The organism is Desulfocicer vacuolatum DSM 3385, from assembly GCF_900176365.1.
Taxonomy (GTDB): Bacteria; Desulfobacterota; Desulfobacteria; order Desulfobacterales; family Desulfobacteraceae; genus Desulfocicer; species Desulfocicer vacuolatum.
The window spans coordinates 33,854-48,227 of sequence record NZ_FWXY01000015.1 but is presented as its reverse complement, the minus strand read 5'-3'; the positions used below and the strand labels follow the sequence as shown (position 1 = coordinate 48,227).

General features: G+C 43.7%; 18 protein-coding genes and 1 tRNA gene. 5 read left to right on the top strand and 14 right to left on the bottom strand.

Annotation, left to right across the window (positions count from 1 at the left end):
* The first annotated feature begins 186 nt into the window (after window positions 1–186).
* Window positions 187–263, top strand: a tRNA-Arg gene (locus B9A32_RS13740).
* A gap of 242 nt (window positions 264–505) precedes the next feature.
* Here the strand turns inward: B9A32_RS13740 and B9A32_RS13735 are convergent.
* From B9A32_RS13735 to B9A32_RS13720, 5 genes are all read right to left on the bottom strand, one after another.
* A complete protein-coding gene (locus tag B9A32_RS13735) occupies window positions 506–1,204 on the bottom strand; it encodes a PspA/IM30 family protein (RefSeq protein ID WP_084070021.1) in 699 nt (232 codons plus the stop codon).
* Between the two features lie 390 nt (window positions 1,205–1,594).
* On the bottom strand, window positions 1,595–1,849 hold the full coding sequence (locus B9A32_RS22550) for a DUF3644 domain-containing protein (RefSeq protein ID WP_408607039.1): 255 nt from the start codon (window positions 1,847–1,849) through the stop codon (window positions 1,595–1,597).
* Window positions 1,850–1,853: 4 nt separating this feature from the next.
* Window positions 1,854–2,114, bottom strand: coding sequence for a type II toxin-antitoxin system RelE family toxin (locus tag B9A32_RS13730; protein ID WP_084070020.1), 261 nt, complete (start codon window positions 2,112–2,114; stop codon window positions 1,854–1,856).
* Entirely contained in the window at window positions 2,104–2,322 is a 219-nt protein-coding gene (gene relB / locus B9A32_RS13725; protein ID WP_084070019.1) for a type II toxin-antitoxin system RelB family antitoxin, read from the bottom strand. The genes B9A32_RS13730 and relB overlap by 11 nt, the downstream gene beginning before the upstream one ends.
* 457 nt (window positions 2,323–2,779) lie before the next feature.
* On the bottom strand, window positions 2,780–3,478 hold the full coding sequence (locus B9A32_RS13720) for a PspA/IM30 family protein (RefSeq protein WP_084070018.1): 699 nt from the start codon (window positions 3,476–3,478) through the stop codon (window positions 2,780–2,782).
* A 337-nt stretch (window positions 3,479–3,815) separates the two neighbouring features.
* On the opposite strand from B9A32_RS13720, the gene B9A32_RS21390 reads away from it, so the two are divergent.
* Together B9A32_RS21390 and B9A32_RS22380 are read left to right on the top strand one after the other, a co-directional pair.
* Window positions 3,816–3,965, top strand: a complete 150-nt coding sequence (locus B9A32_RS21390; protein ID WP_170923831.1) for a hypothetical protein — start codon at window positions 3,816–3,818, stop codon at window positions 3,963–3,965.
* A 29-nt stretch (window positions 3,966–3,994) separates the two neighbouring features.
* A complete protein-coding gene (locus tag B9A32_RS22380) occupies window positions 3,995–4,123 on the top strand; it encodes a hypothetical protein (protein ID WP_269749026.1) in 129 nt (42 codons plus the stop codon).
* 52 nt (window positions 4,124–4,175) lie between these two features.
* Here the strand turns inward: B9A32_RS22380 and B9A32_RS13715 are convergent, their stop codons facing one another.
* From B9A32_RS13715 to B9A32_RS21385, 8 genes are all read right to left on the bottom strand, one after another.
* Complete coding sequence (locus B9A32_RS13715; protein ID WP_084070017.1) at window positions 4,176–5,240, bottom strand: hypothetical protein; 1,065 nt, start codon at window positions 5,238–5,240, stop codon at window positions 4,176–4,178.
* Between the two features lie 88 nt (window positions 5,241–5,328).
* Window positions 5,329–5,499: a DUF4357 domain-containing protein gene (locus tag B9A32_RS21815; protein ID WP_212637945.1), complete on the bottom strand. Its 171-nt coding sequence runs from the start codon at window positions 5,497–5,499 to the stop codon at window positions 5,329–5,331.
* Window positions 5,499–5,975, bottom strand: coding sequence for a GIY-YIG nuclease family protein (locus B9A32_RS21810; protein ID WP_212637944.1), 477 nt, complete (start codon window positions 5,973–5,975; stop codon window positions 5,499–5,501). The genes B9A32_RS21815 and B9A32_RS21810 overlap by 1 nt, the downstream gene beginning before the upstream one ends.
* Before the next feature lie 39 nt (window positions 5,976–6,014).
* Window positions 6,015–6,185, bottom strand: a complete 171-nt coding sequence (locus B9A32_RS21805) for a hypothetical protein (RefSeq protein ID WP_212637943.1) — start codon at window positions 6,183–6,185, stop codon at window positions 6,015–6,017.
* A 78-nt stretch (window positions 6,186–6,263) separates the two neighbouring features.
* Window positions 6,264–7,805, bottom strand: coding sequence for a restriction endonuclease subunit S (locus tag B9A32_RS13705; RefSeq protein ID WP_084070016.1), 1,542 nt, complete (start codon window positions 7,803–7,805; stop codon window positions 6,264–6,266).
* On the bottom strand, window positions 7,805–9,235 hold the full coding sequence (locus B9A32_RS13700; protein WP_084070015.1) for a class I SAM-dependent DNA methyltransferase: 1,431 nt from the start codon (window positions 9,233–9,235) through the stop codon (window positions 7,805–7,807). The genes B9A32_RS13705 and B9A32_RS13700 overlap by 1 nt, the downstream gene beginning before the upstream one ends.
* 33 nt (window positions 9,236–9,268) lie before the next feature.
* Window positions 9,269–12,673, bottom strand: coding sequence for a type I restriction-modification system endonuclease (gene hsdR / locus B9A32_RS13695; RefSeq protein WP_212637942.1), 3,405 nt, complete (start codon window positions 12,671–12,673; stop codon window positions 9,269–9,271).
* A gap of 58 nt (window positions 12,674–12,731) precedes the next feature.
* Complete coding sequence (locus B9A32_RS21385; RefSeq protein WP_212637941.1) at window positions 12,732–13,043, bottom strand: hypothetical protein; 312 nt, start codon at window positions 13,041–13,043, stop codon at window positions 12,732–12,734.
* 70 nt (window positions 13,044–13,113) lie between these two features.
* Between B9A32_RS21385 and B9A32_RS21380 the strand changes: the two genes are divergently transcribed.
* Entirely contained in the window at window positions 13,114–13,287 is a 174-nt protein-coding gene (locus tag B9A32_RS21380; protein ID WP_170923829.1) for a type II toxin-antitoxin system HicA family toxin, read from the top strand.
* A gap of 19 nt (window positions 13,288–13,306) precedes the next feature.
* Complete coding sequence (locus B9A32_RS13680) at window positions 13,307–13,723, top strand: type II toxin-antitoxin system HicB family antitoxin (RefSeq protein ID WP_084070012.1); 417 nt, start codon at window positions 13,307–13,309, stop codon at window positions 13,721–13,723.
* Between the two features lie 56 nt (window positions 13,724–13,779).
* Here B9A32_RS13680 and B9A32_RS13675 read toward each other — a convergent pair whose 3' ends face one another.
* The gene (locus B9A32_RS13675) at window positions 13,780–13,977 is read right to left on the bottom strand and encodes a PspA/IM30 family protein (RefSeq protein ID WP_084070011.1); all 198 of its coding nucleotides are present in this window, start codon (window positions 13,975–13,977) and stop codon (window positions 13,780–13,782) included.
* Window positions 13,978–14,374: the final 397 nt, after the last annotated feature.

Genomic DNA, 14,374 nt, shown 5'->3' with positions numbered 1-14,374 from the left:
TAGGGCATGATAAAATGACCCTGGAATCCCAATACCGCCTATTCTTAGTGCATCTTTAAGAGGTGACGCACAATTTGTATCATCATAGACCAAATGGGGATAAAATTCGATTAAAAAATTTTTTTTGCAGTGAAAGTTTTTTTTTGTGGACAGATCGGTTAATTTTGATATATACACATCCTGTTTGCGCCAGTAGCTCAGCTGGATAGAGCAACGGACTTCTAATCCGTAGGTCGCAGGTTCGAGTCCTGCCTGGCGTACCATTAAACTCAAGGGTCTTCAGCAAAATTTGTTGAAGGCCTTTTTTGTTTCTCCGGTCAAGCTCCGGGGTTTCTGCTTTATTTCCTTATTTCAATTGGGCTTCTGATCCATCTTTTGAATTTATCCCTGTTCAGAATTTCTCAGCATACCATCTTTCTTGTTTTTTAGCCAGCAGCCCCCGGCGTATTGATGCTTTGTGTGCATGGGTTGCCGGGGGGACATGGTTTTTTATTCCATGGGTGGTCTATTTTTCTATGTCCATGCGTTTTTTGAGGTCCTCCAGCATGGCTGATCCCTTGGGTGTTTTGTCTGCAAGGGCCTTATCTATTTCATTGTCTGTGGTGTCTGTCTGGTCAAGGATCTCCCCATAGGCCGATGCCAATGATTCTTCTTCCTCAACTCTTTCTTTCATTCTCTCCAGCATGGCAACTGTGCCCGATGAGTCTATGGTGGAGAGCTGGGCATTTATTTTTTTTGTGGATGCCGCTGTTTTTGCCCTGGCCTTGAGGGTGATAAGTTCATTGTCATAGGTGGTCAGGGTGGAGCGTAATTTTGACACGCTGGTGTTGATGGTTGCTGACATGGTTTCATGACCTGTTGCCTCATCACTGAGTCTTTTGGCTTCTGATGTCAGCTCTGCCTGTTTTTCCAGGGCCAGGGTTGCCAGTCTTTCTGCTTCTGCTGTGTCCATTGCGCCTTTGCTGGCATTTAGGAGGAGTTTCTTTGCCTTGTTCTCATAGTCCTCTGCCAGTTTTTGTTTTGCATTGGCCTCTCTTCTGGTTCTCATGGCCATGGCTTTTACCTGGGCCAGACTCTCCATGGCTGCTTGGAGGTCTTTTTTGAGATCCCTTATGCCTTGCTCGGTCATTTTTATGGGGTCTTCCAACTGGTCTATTACGGAATTTATATTTGACTGGCCTACTTTTAGAAATCTTTTCAACATGGTGTCCTCCTTTTTGTTGATGTGGTGTATCTCATCCAGCCTGTTGCTGAGGTTTATCAGGGTGTGTTTTGGTCCTGATCAGCTGGGCTGTGTGCCTTTTCAGACTATGTTGGGATAGACTTTATCAACTTGGATGGATATAGCGAGGACGTAATGAGTGGGTTACCGACATGTCCTCCTTGTTGAGGTCGTGGGGAGGTGTTTCTGGCTGTGTTCATTGTCTGGGGAAGGCTTGTAATGGAATTGGAGCCATTTATATTTCCTTTGTGTGGAGCCTTTTAGCGCTGGCTCTTCCTGCTTTCTGTCAGATGTCCGAGCGATTTTTCCACTCGTTATAGTGGCTTTTGATTGCTTCGACATCTGGCTTGTCACCACTATTCAGAGGACACATTAGCTCTTTTCCGGCGAATTCTCCGTAAGATACGAGACATTTTTGTACACGTCGTCACTCAAACCTGTATCGAATCCTTCGATGTAGTTATGTATATTTTGGGGGAGGTTTCCCGCATTTTGTAGCAATTCCAGTTGTTCTTCTGATAGTGACGAGAATTGAAGACTGAAAGTAAGATGCCTGTCTATGGCGTATTTTTGATCGAACAGTGTTTTGATATAGCTGTTGAAATTGAGACAACAAGCCTGAAACAGGGGGCTACTTGTGATAAACGTTTTTCCTGTGACCTATTCTGACCACCAATACAGTCAAAACGTCATCGTCAATAAATGATATAACCCGATAATTCCCGACCCGGTGTCTCCAATGGCCTTTGAGATTTCCCTTTAAAGCTTTTCCTGCCCCAGTCGGATGTTCGGCCCTGTCGTCCATGTAATCCATTATTTTTTTTGCAATAGGTTTGTCCAGTTTTGAAAGCTGCTTTAATGTGGCGGGGGTGTACTTGATTTTATAAGCCAAGGGTCTTCCTTGCTTCGTCTGCTGAAAGGGCTTCCTCACCACTCAATAAAAATTCTTTGTAGGCTTTTTCAGAAAGGTAAATATCTTCCAGCTCTTCAATGTGGCGTGTTAATGCCTCTATAGCATAGAATGATTTTGTGCGGTTTGTTTGTGCTGCCAAGAAATCAAGCCTTGTTTCAAGGTCTTTAGGTAATCTTACTGATAACATGTTGGTGTCTCCTCTATTGACATAACTCTTATACACATGTAATACAGATCCCCTCCTATTTCAAGGTTTGTCTGATCTCTTGTTTAAACCCATTATGCTGGGTAGAATGCCAATGCCCATCTGACAAGTCCTTGGATGCTTATTGAGTTGATGGCTTCCATGTTCAAAGGCCTTCTAATCCGTAGGTCGCAGGTTCGAGTCCTGCCTGGCGTACCATTAAACTCAAGGGTCTTCAGCAAAATTTGTTGAAGGCCTTTTTTGTTTCTCCGGTCAAGCTCCGGGGCTTCTGCTTTATTTCCTTATTTCAATTGGGTTTCTGATCCATCTCCGAATTTATCCCTGTACAGAATTTCTCAGTATACCATCTTTCTTGTTTTTTAGCCAGTAGCCCCCGGCGTATTGATGCTTTGTGTGCATGGGTTGCCGGGGGGACATGGTTTTTTATTCCATGGGTGGTCTATTTTTCTATGTCCATGCGTTTTTTGAGGTCCTCCAGCATGGCTGATCCCTTGGGTGTTTTGTCTGCAAGGGCCTTATCTATTTCATTGTCTGTGGTGTTTGTCTGGTCAAGGATGTCCCCATAGGCCGATGCCAATGATTCTTCTTCCTCAACTCTTTCTTTCATTCTCTCCAGCATGGCAACTGTGCCCGATGAGTCTATGGTGGAGAGCTGGGCATTTATTTTTTTTGTGGATGCCGCTGTTTTTGCCCTGGCCTTGAGGGTGATAAGTTCATTGTCATAGGTGGTCAGGGTGGAGCGTAATTTTGACACGCTGGTGTTGATGGTTGCTGACATGGTTTCATGACCTGTTGCCTCATCACCGAGTCTTTTGGCTTCTGATGCCAGCTCTGCCTGTTTTTCCAGGGCCAGGGTTGCCAGTCTTTCTGCCTCTGTTGTATCCATTGCGCCTTTACTGGCATTTAGGAGGAGTTGCTTTGCCTTGTTCTCATAGTCCTCTGCCAGTTTTTGTTTTGCATTGGCTTCTTTTCTGGTTCTCATGGCCATGGCTTTTACCTGGGCCAGACTCTCCATGGCTGCATTGAGGTCTTTTTTTAGATCCCTTATGCCTTGTTCTGTCATTTTTATGGGGTCTTCCAACTGGTCTATTACGGAATTTATATTTGACTGGCCTACTTTTAGAAATCTTTTCAGCATGGTGTTCTCCTTCTTGTTGATGTGGTGTATCTCATCCAGCCTGTTGCTGAGGTTTATCAAGGTGTGTGCTGACCCTGTTCAGCTGGGCTGTGTGTCTTTTCAGACTATGTTGAGATAGACTTTATCAACTTGGTTGGATATAGCGAGGACGTAATGAGTGGTGAACCGACATGTCCCCCCTTGTGGGGTGGGTTGAGGATTTGTTTTGGGCTGGTTTTTATCGTTACCAGGTAGAGTCCTGGATCAGCTTTTGAAGATATTATATATCTCCCATCAGGTACAGGGAATTGAACCTTCCCTATATATCAACAACGGTAATTTGAAAAGGAGATTATCTTTGAGTAAACCAACATCTTTTACAAGAGAAGACGTGATCCGTATCCAGAGAGCAGCAGCGAGAAAGCATGGTGGAAGTATACCCAAAGGCAGTTTTGCCGCTAAAGCACAAAGCATCTATGACAAACAACAAGCCGACAATAACAATTAGTAGAAATGAGAAAAAAGGAGAACTTAATCATGGCACATGACTCGACTCAAGAAGAATTAGATCTTTGGTCTGATATCAACAACCCGAACAACGACGCAGATATGGATGATTGGGCAGATGCCCATAACCCCAATAATGAGGATTATTTGGACGATTAGCCTTCTCAAATAAAGCCGGGCATTAACATCTTTTCAACTCCATGAGCGGGTGTTAGTGCTGATTTTCCATAAACATAACGGCATGATAATTGTGCCAATAAAGATATCGTTCAAAGAACTCAACAACCCCTTTGTTGTCCATGCCAAACAGTTCCTGGCTTTCATCAACCATCAGCCGATTCAATAGTATTTGAAATATTTTCACATGGGCATACGTATTTCGACCTTGTTCTTTATACAACTCAATATTATTTTCATCTACGTTGTTTGATTTTATAACAACTTCTGATATCGAGTTGACATTCTCCCATGATGGAAGCTGTTTGTCTTTACCCTTTATCCATTTTTGCATCATTCTTTTTTGACTTCGGGTGTCTTTATTTTTGGGGGGAACTCCTAATTGAGGGATAGCAGTGGCAAAGTTATTGATCTCTTTAAATCCACTTAATGCTTTTAATCTATTCAACCATAGTTTTGATGGATTTTGTAAGGTATTTCCTTCATAAAAAGGCAGATAAATCAAAAAAACCAGTTTATCACCGTGCAGATGTTTTGAAAAGTGATGATTGTACTCAATGTCATAAGCAGCAAGCATATAAAACAAAGCATCTACAATGATTCTGCGGAGTGTTATTTGGATATTTCGTATTGCATCATCAGAGTCTTCGAACAAGTTGTCATCGTACATTGTCCATGGGAATTTCCTATCCAATAGAAGATTCATGAACTTTTCAACCTGAATATTTGGTGGCTGAAGTTTGATCTTTTCAATTTCGCACTCAAGATCAGCGTCAAGTTCAAACATCTCTTTTACTATCTGCCTATAGTATCGGGAGTAATCGTCTTGGATACAGTCTAATAGTTTTAACGGATTCAAGGTTGTAAAAGTTTCTGAAAACTCTTCTTCTGATGAAATCATCCTCAATCCTGGAATGTCATCGCAAGAAGAGGAAAGTTTTCCATACGCATTTTTTATTGAGGCCTCACTTAAGGACGTCTTTTTATTTATTGAATTTAGAATGTTTCTACGCTTTATTCCAAAATATTTTTCATCTAAGAATTTGGGAATCTTGGTCGGCTTATCATCTAAGAATATATGGATTGGAATTATTATCATTTTATTTTACATATGTCTCCAAGTTTAACTGGTTGTTCATGATGATTACCTTGTAACTTATTTCTAAAGGGTAGGGGGGGTGGGATAATCATTCATTCTCTATGTTCTTCAGGGTTTTACCATCTTTGGTTTTCCACTCTATCAGACCATTGGCACTTCTTCCCATGACTATACCGGCGGCAGTGGAAGGGCTGGAGAAAAGGTAATCTGACGCTAAGATGAGTTTTCCGTTTTCCTCCACAATGACATTCTGATCCATTAGCCTCTGCCTGAGCTTGAGTATAGATGTCGGGCACGAATCCACATGTTTTTTGCAATGATAGTCCCTTTGAAGACCACAAATCCTTCCGATGTTGATTCTCCTGTGGCGTTAGCGCCTCTTGCAGCATGTATATGAAATTGATGTCCTGTCTTATCTTCCTCTTTCCTTAACTCTTTGAAAAGTTTGTAACCAAGGATGGACACCATCATTGTGGCATTATCTAAGAATTCTTCCATTTCTGCCATGTCTGGCTCTGAGATGGAGGAGAGAGTGGGGACTGAGCTATTGGTGATACCGAATCTATCTGCCTCACATGCCATCGCGTGCATCCTGTGTTCCAGATATTTGATGTGGGCCTTATTCAGGTTATCATCTTTGCTGATGAACACAACAGCTTCATGCCAGAAGTCTTTTTGATTAAGGTGTTGGGTCAGTCTTTTGTAGATATTTTCCGCTTCACCTATGTAGACCACATTCTTTGATGTTCCTTCTTCGTCTCTACCGAAAAGCAGCTAGACCCCGGTGCTATTCAGTTCAGGTCGATCAGAACATTCCTTGATCATTCCTCTGGGGATCTTGTAGGCTTTTCCTGACCAGTTTGACAATTCACAGGCCATTCTTCCGTCCGGGATGCTGTCCATGAGAAAGATTCTGATGGTTTTTCCGAATTTTTTTCTTTGCATGTCGATTCCCTGGACTTAGGCGGTTATGGAAGAAAGCAGGCTCAGACGTTGCTGGACCTACAGTTATTATAGTTGACGTCAAGTAGATTGTTTTCGTTTTTTTGTTATTTTCTTTTTTGACGTCATGGCTTCACGTTCCGCTTTGATACGGTCAAGGAGGGCTGACGCTGGCTCGTCTGTTGGGTCTTGGGGGACAAGTTCTCCCCGGAAGGCTTTGGCAAGGATAGATTTATTCAAAGAACAAATCCGATCTTCACTTGAAATCAAAGATGTACTTATCTTTTCAATGCTAAGAAATCCTTGATCAATTCTTTTAACAATCTTTAGTTGCTCTCCATTGGGGGGTAATGGTATTATAAAATTTTTTAACTTTTTGAAATCAATGCTTTCAACGGTTGTCCCACTTTTTGCACACTGATGCCGAATCTTACCTTCAACTGCTAATGCAGCATAGAGTAAGAATTCAACAGCTAAAGAAGAAACTGGAGTCAAAGCTTTGAGATCTTGGTTTACTGTTGTTTGAACTGTATTTGTACATAGAGGCAAGATTCTTCTTAAGATTCCACTTCTTACAACAAACAGAAGAGATCCCTCTGCTATTATTTTTGCAGATGATTCTTTGACAGCACTTGCTGTGATTTTATCTATGGAATTTGAAACAAATAGTTTTTTCATATCTTTGGGCGTAATCCAAGGGATATTGCCATTTTCCCAGTATGAGGAAACATTCTTACTCGGTGTCCCTCCACCAGACCAAGTTCCAATATCATCAAGTCTTGTCCAACACCATCCCTCCGCCAACTCCGGCAAACCAGTAGCATCAACCGGTTCAGGCACTTTATATTTGGCCTTCCACTTGTCGTTTTTAGGCTCCTTACCTTTGGCCTTCATCTTGGCCAGTTCGGTTTCTTCCCATCTCTTGCGGCGTTCCACTCGGATACGTTCAAGCAGAATAGAAGCGGGCTCGACATCAGGGTTCTTCTTGCGCCATTCTGCGGTCAGATCTCCACGGAAAGCTGCTGCCAGGATTGATTGCCTTAGTTTGTCCAGAAGTGGTTTGGCTGTCTCCAGCGCTTTTTTTGCCTTGTTGCTTTTGGCCTGGAGGGCTTCTATTTTGTCGGCAATGCGTTTTTGTTCGTTGAGTGGGGGGATTGAGATAGAGTTGCTTTCGATGGTTGTTGGGCTGACATTGGGTTGAGCTCCTCCCCAAGCTTGCTCCAATACACCTTCACTTACCTTTTTGATTAAAAATTTCAAGAACCCATTGTTTATGTTTTCTGATGAATACGGAAGGAATCTGCCAACTCGTTGATTCAAAAGTGCAGGTGTATCCAAGTCAAAGATTGCGTTCTTTCCAGTGGTTGCACCGGAAAGCGCCATCAATATATCCTCCTTTTTTAGTTGGACTGTCGGGTGATTTTCCAGTGTTTCTGATGGTAGGAACGCTGTCTTTTCTGAGACTGTTACGTTGCCATCTCGAAGATCTCCTATGCGAATCACAGGTACCCCAGAATCTGTGAATTTTTTTGCTTTGAAAGCATATCCACCTTGAACTTTTACAATATCCCCGAACTTGGAAACGGTCCATCCCGAAGGCAATAGAGATTTGTTTTTACCCATTATAATTCATTTCCATTCCCCAGCATTTCTGATAACTCTTCTATTTCTTCCATTGCTATCCGCAGTTGATCCAAGATCTCAGCAGCGAGTACATCCGGTTTCGGCAGCGCCTCACCATTCCCATTACTTTCATCCTGCAACCAGGAGATGTCAAGATTATCCCCACGGGCTTTGATTTCTTTTCGGGAGAAGCATCTGAACCGACCGTCTTCTCTTTGATCGCTCCTCTTGCTCTTACCCGTGGGATCATCACCAAAAGCATCCTCAAACTCTTTGAAATGTTCTCTGGTCAAAGGTGTTCTTTTGCCAAAGGAGGGCATGTTGGTCCTGAGATCATAGACCCAAACCTTCTTGGTGTTGCCCTTATCGGTTTTACCCCTTGAAAAGAAAAGAACATTGGTCTTTACCCCGTGGGCATAGAAGATTCCTGTGGGAAGTCGTAGAATAGTATGCAGGTTGCATTTATCCATCAGGTCTTCCCGGATATCCTGACCGGTATTATCCTCAAACAGGACGTTATCCGGCAAAACAACCGCAGCTCTACCACCGGGCTTCAGTGCTCTGTATATGTGCTGGAGAAAGGCCAATTGCTTGTTACTTGTGGGAAAGGTGAAGTCGTCCCTGGAGGGCTTACCACCCCCTTTTTTGGTGCCAAAGGGAGGGTTGGTCAGGATCACATCCACCTTGCCAAGGCGGGAACCCGTGGGACTCAGGGTGTCACCGGAGACAATGGGACCTTCAATATCATGGAGGGCCATGTTCATGAGGGCAAGCTTATGGGTATCAGGTACAAGTTCAACCCCGCTGAAAGCCTTTTGCCTCTGAAAGTTTTGTTGAGCCTCTGACAGATCAAAAAGGTCATCAGTTTGATCCTTGATATATTTGTCCGCAACAAGAAGGAAACCACCCGTACCCGCTGCCGGGTCCTGGATCAGTTCACCAGCCTTGGGTTGCACAAGATTGACCATGGTTTGGATGAGAACCCTGGGGGTGAAGTATTGCCCTGCACCGCTTTTCTTTTCATTTGCATTCTTTTCAAGAAGGCCCTCATAGAGATTGCCAAGCCCTTCTTCCCTGGCGCTGTACCAGTCGATATCGTTGATGCTTTGTACCAGTTTTTGAAGGTTTTTGGGCTGTCTCAGGGTGGTGGTTGCATTGGCAAAGATGGCCTGAACTCGGTCAGAACCCTCACTACCAAGACGAACCAGCATGATTCTGTAGAAATCAAGTTGTTCGACCCCATCTTTTTCCTTAAGGTCATCCCATCTGTAGCCTTCAGGGATTTGTATTTCTTTGTCAGTCTCCTTGACCATCTTGAGAAACAAAAGGTAGGTGAGTTCTGTGACATACTGGTGATAGGTGATACCATCGTCCCGGAGAACATTACACAGATTCCAAAGTTTTTGAACTATATCCTGGGTTGTTGCCATGTGTTTCCAATAATCCTTTATGCAAGCAAAAGCTTATGCAGAAGCCGCATCCTGCCAGAGTTCTTCACCGATCTCATCCAGGACCTCTTCCATTTTTCCGTCAAATATCTTGTTGAGCCTGTTAAAACCACCTTGCGTCCTGAACTGCCCTTTGTTCAGGGCCTCTTTGTCCACAATGGTCTCTTTTAAGAGTTGTTTGCCAATGCGGTCAAGCCATTTTCGCTGGGGCTCTTTCCAGGGTCTGCTGGCCAATATCTTTTTGATTGCCCGTTGCACCCTTTCCTCATAGGGGATCAGCGGTGTTCCCAAAGCCATACGCCTTACAAAACCAATGATGGAAGCGGCAATGTCCTCGTTGGTTGCACCCTTCCAGGCAAACCTGAGATTTGTCACAGAATACCCCTCTTTGTCCAGCAAAAACTTGAGCTCCTTTAAGTCTTTACGGGTCAGATCCCTTGGCTTTGTGAGGACTGTCATAAGGGCGGGGATGTGGTTCTTGTTGGTTTTGATATATTCTTCAAAGGATTCAAGATAGTCCTGGGGTTTTTCATGATCTCCATACCCATATTCTACCTCTATCACCTTATCATCATGCTCAGAGATGAGGTATGCTGCATTTTTGATCATGGCTTTGGCATTGTCCAGGAACTCACCAATCTCTGGGAGATCTGAGAACCATTTTTTGGCCTCTGTTCCAGAAGACGACTGGATTTTGGTTATGGCATCTTCTATCCCCATTTGGGTTAAGCCTTTAAAGGTCTCTTTGTCTTCATCCTTGAGATTACGTTTTTTCCGCTGGAGTTTGGCAATTATTTGATCTTTGATCTCATTGAGATGGTCTTCATTGACCGTTGCAGTAAGTTCAGAAATGAGTTGTGTGAAACTGATACTGGGGTTCACAACCACCGGCTTCATGGTGGAATAAGGTTCCAAGGCTTCATAGAGCTTTACGGCATCATATATCTTGAAATGTTCTTTGCCAATATCTTCACAAAGCCTGGTGGCCCTTCCAAGCATCTGTTCATAGAGTATTCTGCTTTTAACTCGTCTTATGAAAACAATGTTGACGATTTCCGGCACATCTATTCCCGTTGTGAGAAGATCAACGGTTACCGCCACTGAGGGGAGTCTTTCGTTTTTATAGCGCCTGATCAAATTGAGCGGTTTGTGGGCAGCGGCTGTTATTTTGACCACAGCATTATCATCCACCTCACCATATGCATCCTTGAAAGCCTTTTTTAACAGATCCACCACCAAATCTGCATGGTTGTCAGTGGCACAGAATATAAGGGTTTTTCCTTCCAGACCCGGATCTATGTGGTTTGCCAATTCCTCACAAACCACCCTGTTGAAAGATTCAGTGATGACTTGGGTATTGAACTTATCTACTTCCATGGTGATTTCATCAGGGGCGTTGACAATGTTTACTTGGTCTGTGGATTTATCGTACACCTGCATCTCATCATCTTTTTCCCAAGTGATTCCCTTGGTATTCAGGTTTGTTTTGATGCCAATAGGAGGGGCATGGTCAATCAAGTAGCCATCAATGACAGCTTGACGGTACGAATAGGTATAGACTGGCTCGCCAAAAATTTCTGTGGTGTGCAGAGCTGGTGTTGCCGTAAGACCGACCTTGACAGCGTCAAAGTGGTCCAGGACCCTTGTGTATTTGGAAATATAGTCCTTTTCACTGCGGAAAACCAGTTCACCTTCTGTCATATCACGGTCAAGGGAGTATCCACGATGACACTCATCCACAACAATGCAATCGTATTGATCAACGGGAAGGGGAGGGGTGTTGTCTGCCGGGAACAAGATACGCCTTACCATTCCCTGGATGGTTGCAACGTGAAGCCTTGTGTCATCCTCTGGCTTGACATCCCCCAGTTCTTTGATGTCATAGATATCAGCAAAGGATTGAAGGTTTTCCAGCTTTACATCATTAAAAGCATCTTGTGCCTGTTCACCAAGGGAGGTACGATCCACAAGAAACAGGATACGCCTGAATCGTTTGGCTTTGACCAGGCGATATGTGAGTCCTATGCAGGTCCTGGTTTTTCCTGTGCCAGTTGCCATGGCAAGCATGATGGCCTGTTTGTCTTCAGAAATTGCCTTTTCCACAGCTTTGATGGCATCTAATTGATAGTCCCTGAGACCCAGGTAGTCAGTGGGTTCTGTTGCAAGCTTTCCCTCAGAGGCTTTTGCATCTATGGTGAGAAGACCTTTGAGTCCTTCTGGGGTGTACCAGCTTTCCAGGCTGCGACCAAGGTTGGTAGATCGTCTGCCATCCAGGAACCAGATACCACTTTTGGTCTTCAGCTGCCTCAGGAAGGGGCGTCCATTGGTCGCAAAGAGAAAGGGGATCTTGTATTTTTCCCATGGCCCACCGGCTGTTTCCCATCCTTCACCAGTTTGAAATTCAATGCTGTACCTTTTTGACTGTTCTATGGCACTGGAAACATCCAGAGCTTTTTTCTTGGCTTCAACAATGGCAATTGCTGTAAGCCCGACAAAAAAGACATAGTCTGCGCGTCCTTTTGATGTTGGCCACTCGCTGATGGCAATATTTTTTCCCTTCTGAGGACGAATTCCCTTTTTGTAAGTAAGATTTTGGGTGTCTGCTTCCCAGCCAGCATCCCTGAGCTGTTGGTCTATGATCTTTCTGGTATCTGCTTCGTTGAGGGCGATTTCCTTGTCAGCCTTGTCAGCCTTTTTCTTGGTATTGGCAAGGTCAACAGGCTGTTTCACGTTTTGTGCGATCAGTTCAGAAATGTATTCCTCATAGAGTTTCTTATCCTCATCCCGTTGTTCCTCTGTCTCTTGGGCAAGGGAGATGGCAGCTGAAAGGTCCTCATATAAGGCTTTGGCCTTTTCTTCTGCAATTTTCCTTTTTTCAGCCGCTTTGATGCCACTTTTTTCTGTTTTGGCAAGCTGTTTTCTGAGTTGATCAAGCTCTTTGGCCAGGTCTGTTTCAGCTTCTTTTGGATTTGGCGGGGGGATGAATGGTCCCAGATTGGCATCAGGTGAAGTAGAAAAGGACTTATGGAACCAGATGGCCAGTTCCCTTGCCATTCTAAGGCAATGAAGGGCTTCACTCGGGTCACCCTTCATTTCATGTACCGCTTGGTTGCCCGTTTTTCTGATGCTGTGCAATATCTGAGTCGCTTTTGGCGTCAGGACACCGTTATCTTCAAGCTTTTGAATGGTTCTGAAAGCATTGTCTTCAGGGGTGATGTTGATCCCTGTTCTTGCGGCAATGTTTTGGGCCAGGAGTTCACCAAATTGTCGCAGTTTGTATAGAGTTGTGTTGGGATCTTCAAAGATGAACCTTTCGGCTTGGATGGCACATTTATACAAGGTTTCGTCATATTCAGCCATGAATGAAAAGTTGGGTGAGACTACAGCAAAATTATTCTTGACCACAGTTTGATTACCCAAGACAGCTCCTCCCATTTTGATCCAGTCCATTGGTTTCAAGGGTCACCGTACTCCTGAATCATGAAAAGATCAAATGGTTTGCGATTTGCGTGGTCGATGTCATCATTATTTTTTGATCATCAACGTTGTCTATATTTCGGTACATTCGCATTTCGGTCTGTTTGCCTACCATCACAGCCACCACCCCTTCAGCCTTCATTATAGCCGTCAGATAACCGTAGTTATTGGTGGATCGTCCCACGTACAGCTCTTTGAGGATGACGGCCCTAAAAGTCTTCTTGGGCGCGGGATCAAATATGCTTTCAGCAGCGCCAAACTCTGACACGGCTGTTGCCAGGTCAATAAAAATAACCAGAATTTTTACAGACATAGAGCAAGGAAAAAATATTGACAAGATTTACACACGTATGTATAAATATAGTTATGAGAAAAGGGGGCACATGAAAAAAAATGAACTGATCAAAAAGATCAAGAAGAAGGGGGCTTTTTTCATCGGTGAAGGTGCTAATCATGAAATATGGGAAAGCAAAAATGGTTATAGATTTACTGTGCCAAGGCATTCAAACGTCAAAGAGATATTAGCCAAAACAATATTAAAACAAGCAGACAAATAAAGCTCAAACGGGGATTATCATGCAACGATATTATGCAATTTTTTATCCAATGGAAGACGAATGGGGTGTCCGGTTCCCAGATGCACTGTCAGTGAATACCAGTGGGAAGGATATTGATGAAGCTCTTGAAATGGCTATGGACGCATTAAGTGCCATGTTGGTTTTTGGACGTAAAGGGCGTGAGTATCAGGAGCCAAGAGGATTTGAGGCAATTCAAGCAGAGGCAAAAGAGGGTGAGCTTGTTTTTCCTGTGACGCCTACGGAAAAAGCAATGGAAGCATACCGCCCTAAAAAGCGAATTAATGTTATGATCCCTGTTGATTTGTTAAATAGAGTTGGCGAAGCTCTTAAAGACCAAAAAGGGCTTGATAGGTCAAAATTCATCTGCAATGCCGTTGAAAAGCGGCTGAATGAAGGCGTTGATGCTCGCTCGTAGATTAACAATGGTTGCAATAGCCAGCGTTAACTCCAACATTAAACAGGTAATTCGTATCAAGGTCTTTGTTTTGCATTGGCTTCTTTTCTGGTTCTCATGGCCATGGCTTTTACCTGAGCCAGACTCTCCATGGCTGCTTGGAGGTCTTTTTTGAGATCCCTTATGCCTTGTTCTGTCATTTTTATGGGATCTTCCAACTGGTCTATTACAGAATTGATATTTGATTGGCCTACTTTCAGAAATCTTTTCAGCATGGTGTTCTCCTTCTTGTTGGTGTGGTGTATCTCATCCAGCCTGATGCTGAACTTTGTCAGGGTATGTGTTGATCCTGTTCAGCGGGGCTGTGTGTGTATTCAAACTATGTTGAGATAGACTTTATCAGCTTGGAAGGATATGGCGAGGACGTAATGAGTCGGTTACCGACATGTCCCCTTTGTGGAGGGTAGTGCATAGTCAAGGCTAAGATTTAGGATGATAGATTGCGAAGAGTATTTCACCACGGCATTTTTGGAAATCGGCAATCCTAAAATCAAGTTTTGACCGTGCAGTAGGAGGAATTTGTCTTTTGGACAACGCAGAGGTCACCGGCCGGGTGATTGATAAAAAACTTTTACATAAGTTATCAAACTTGATAGCTTATGGATTGGAGAA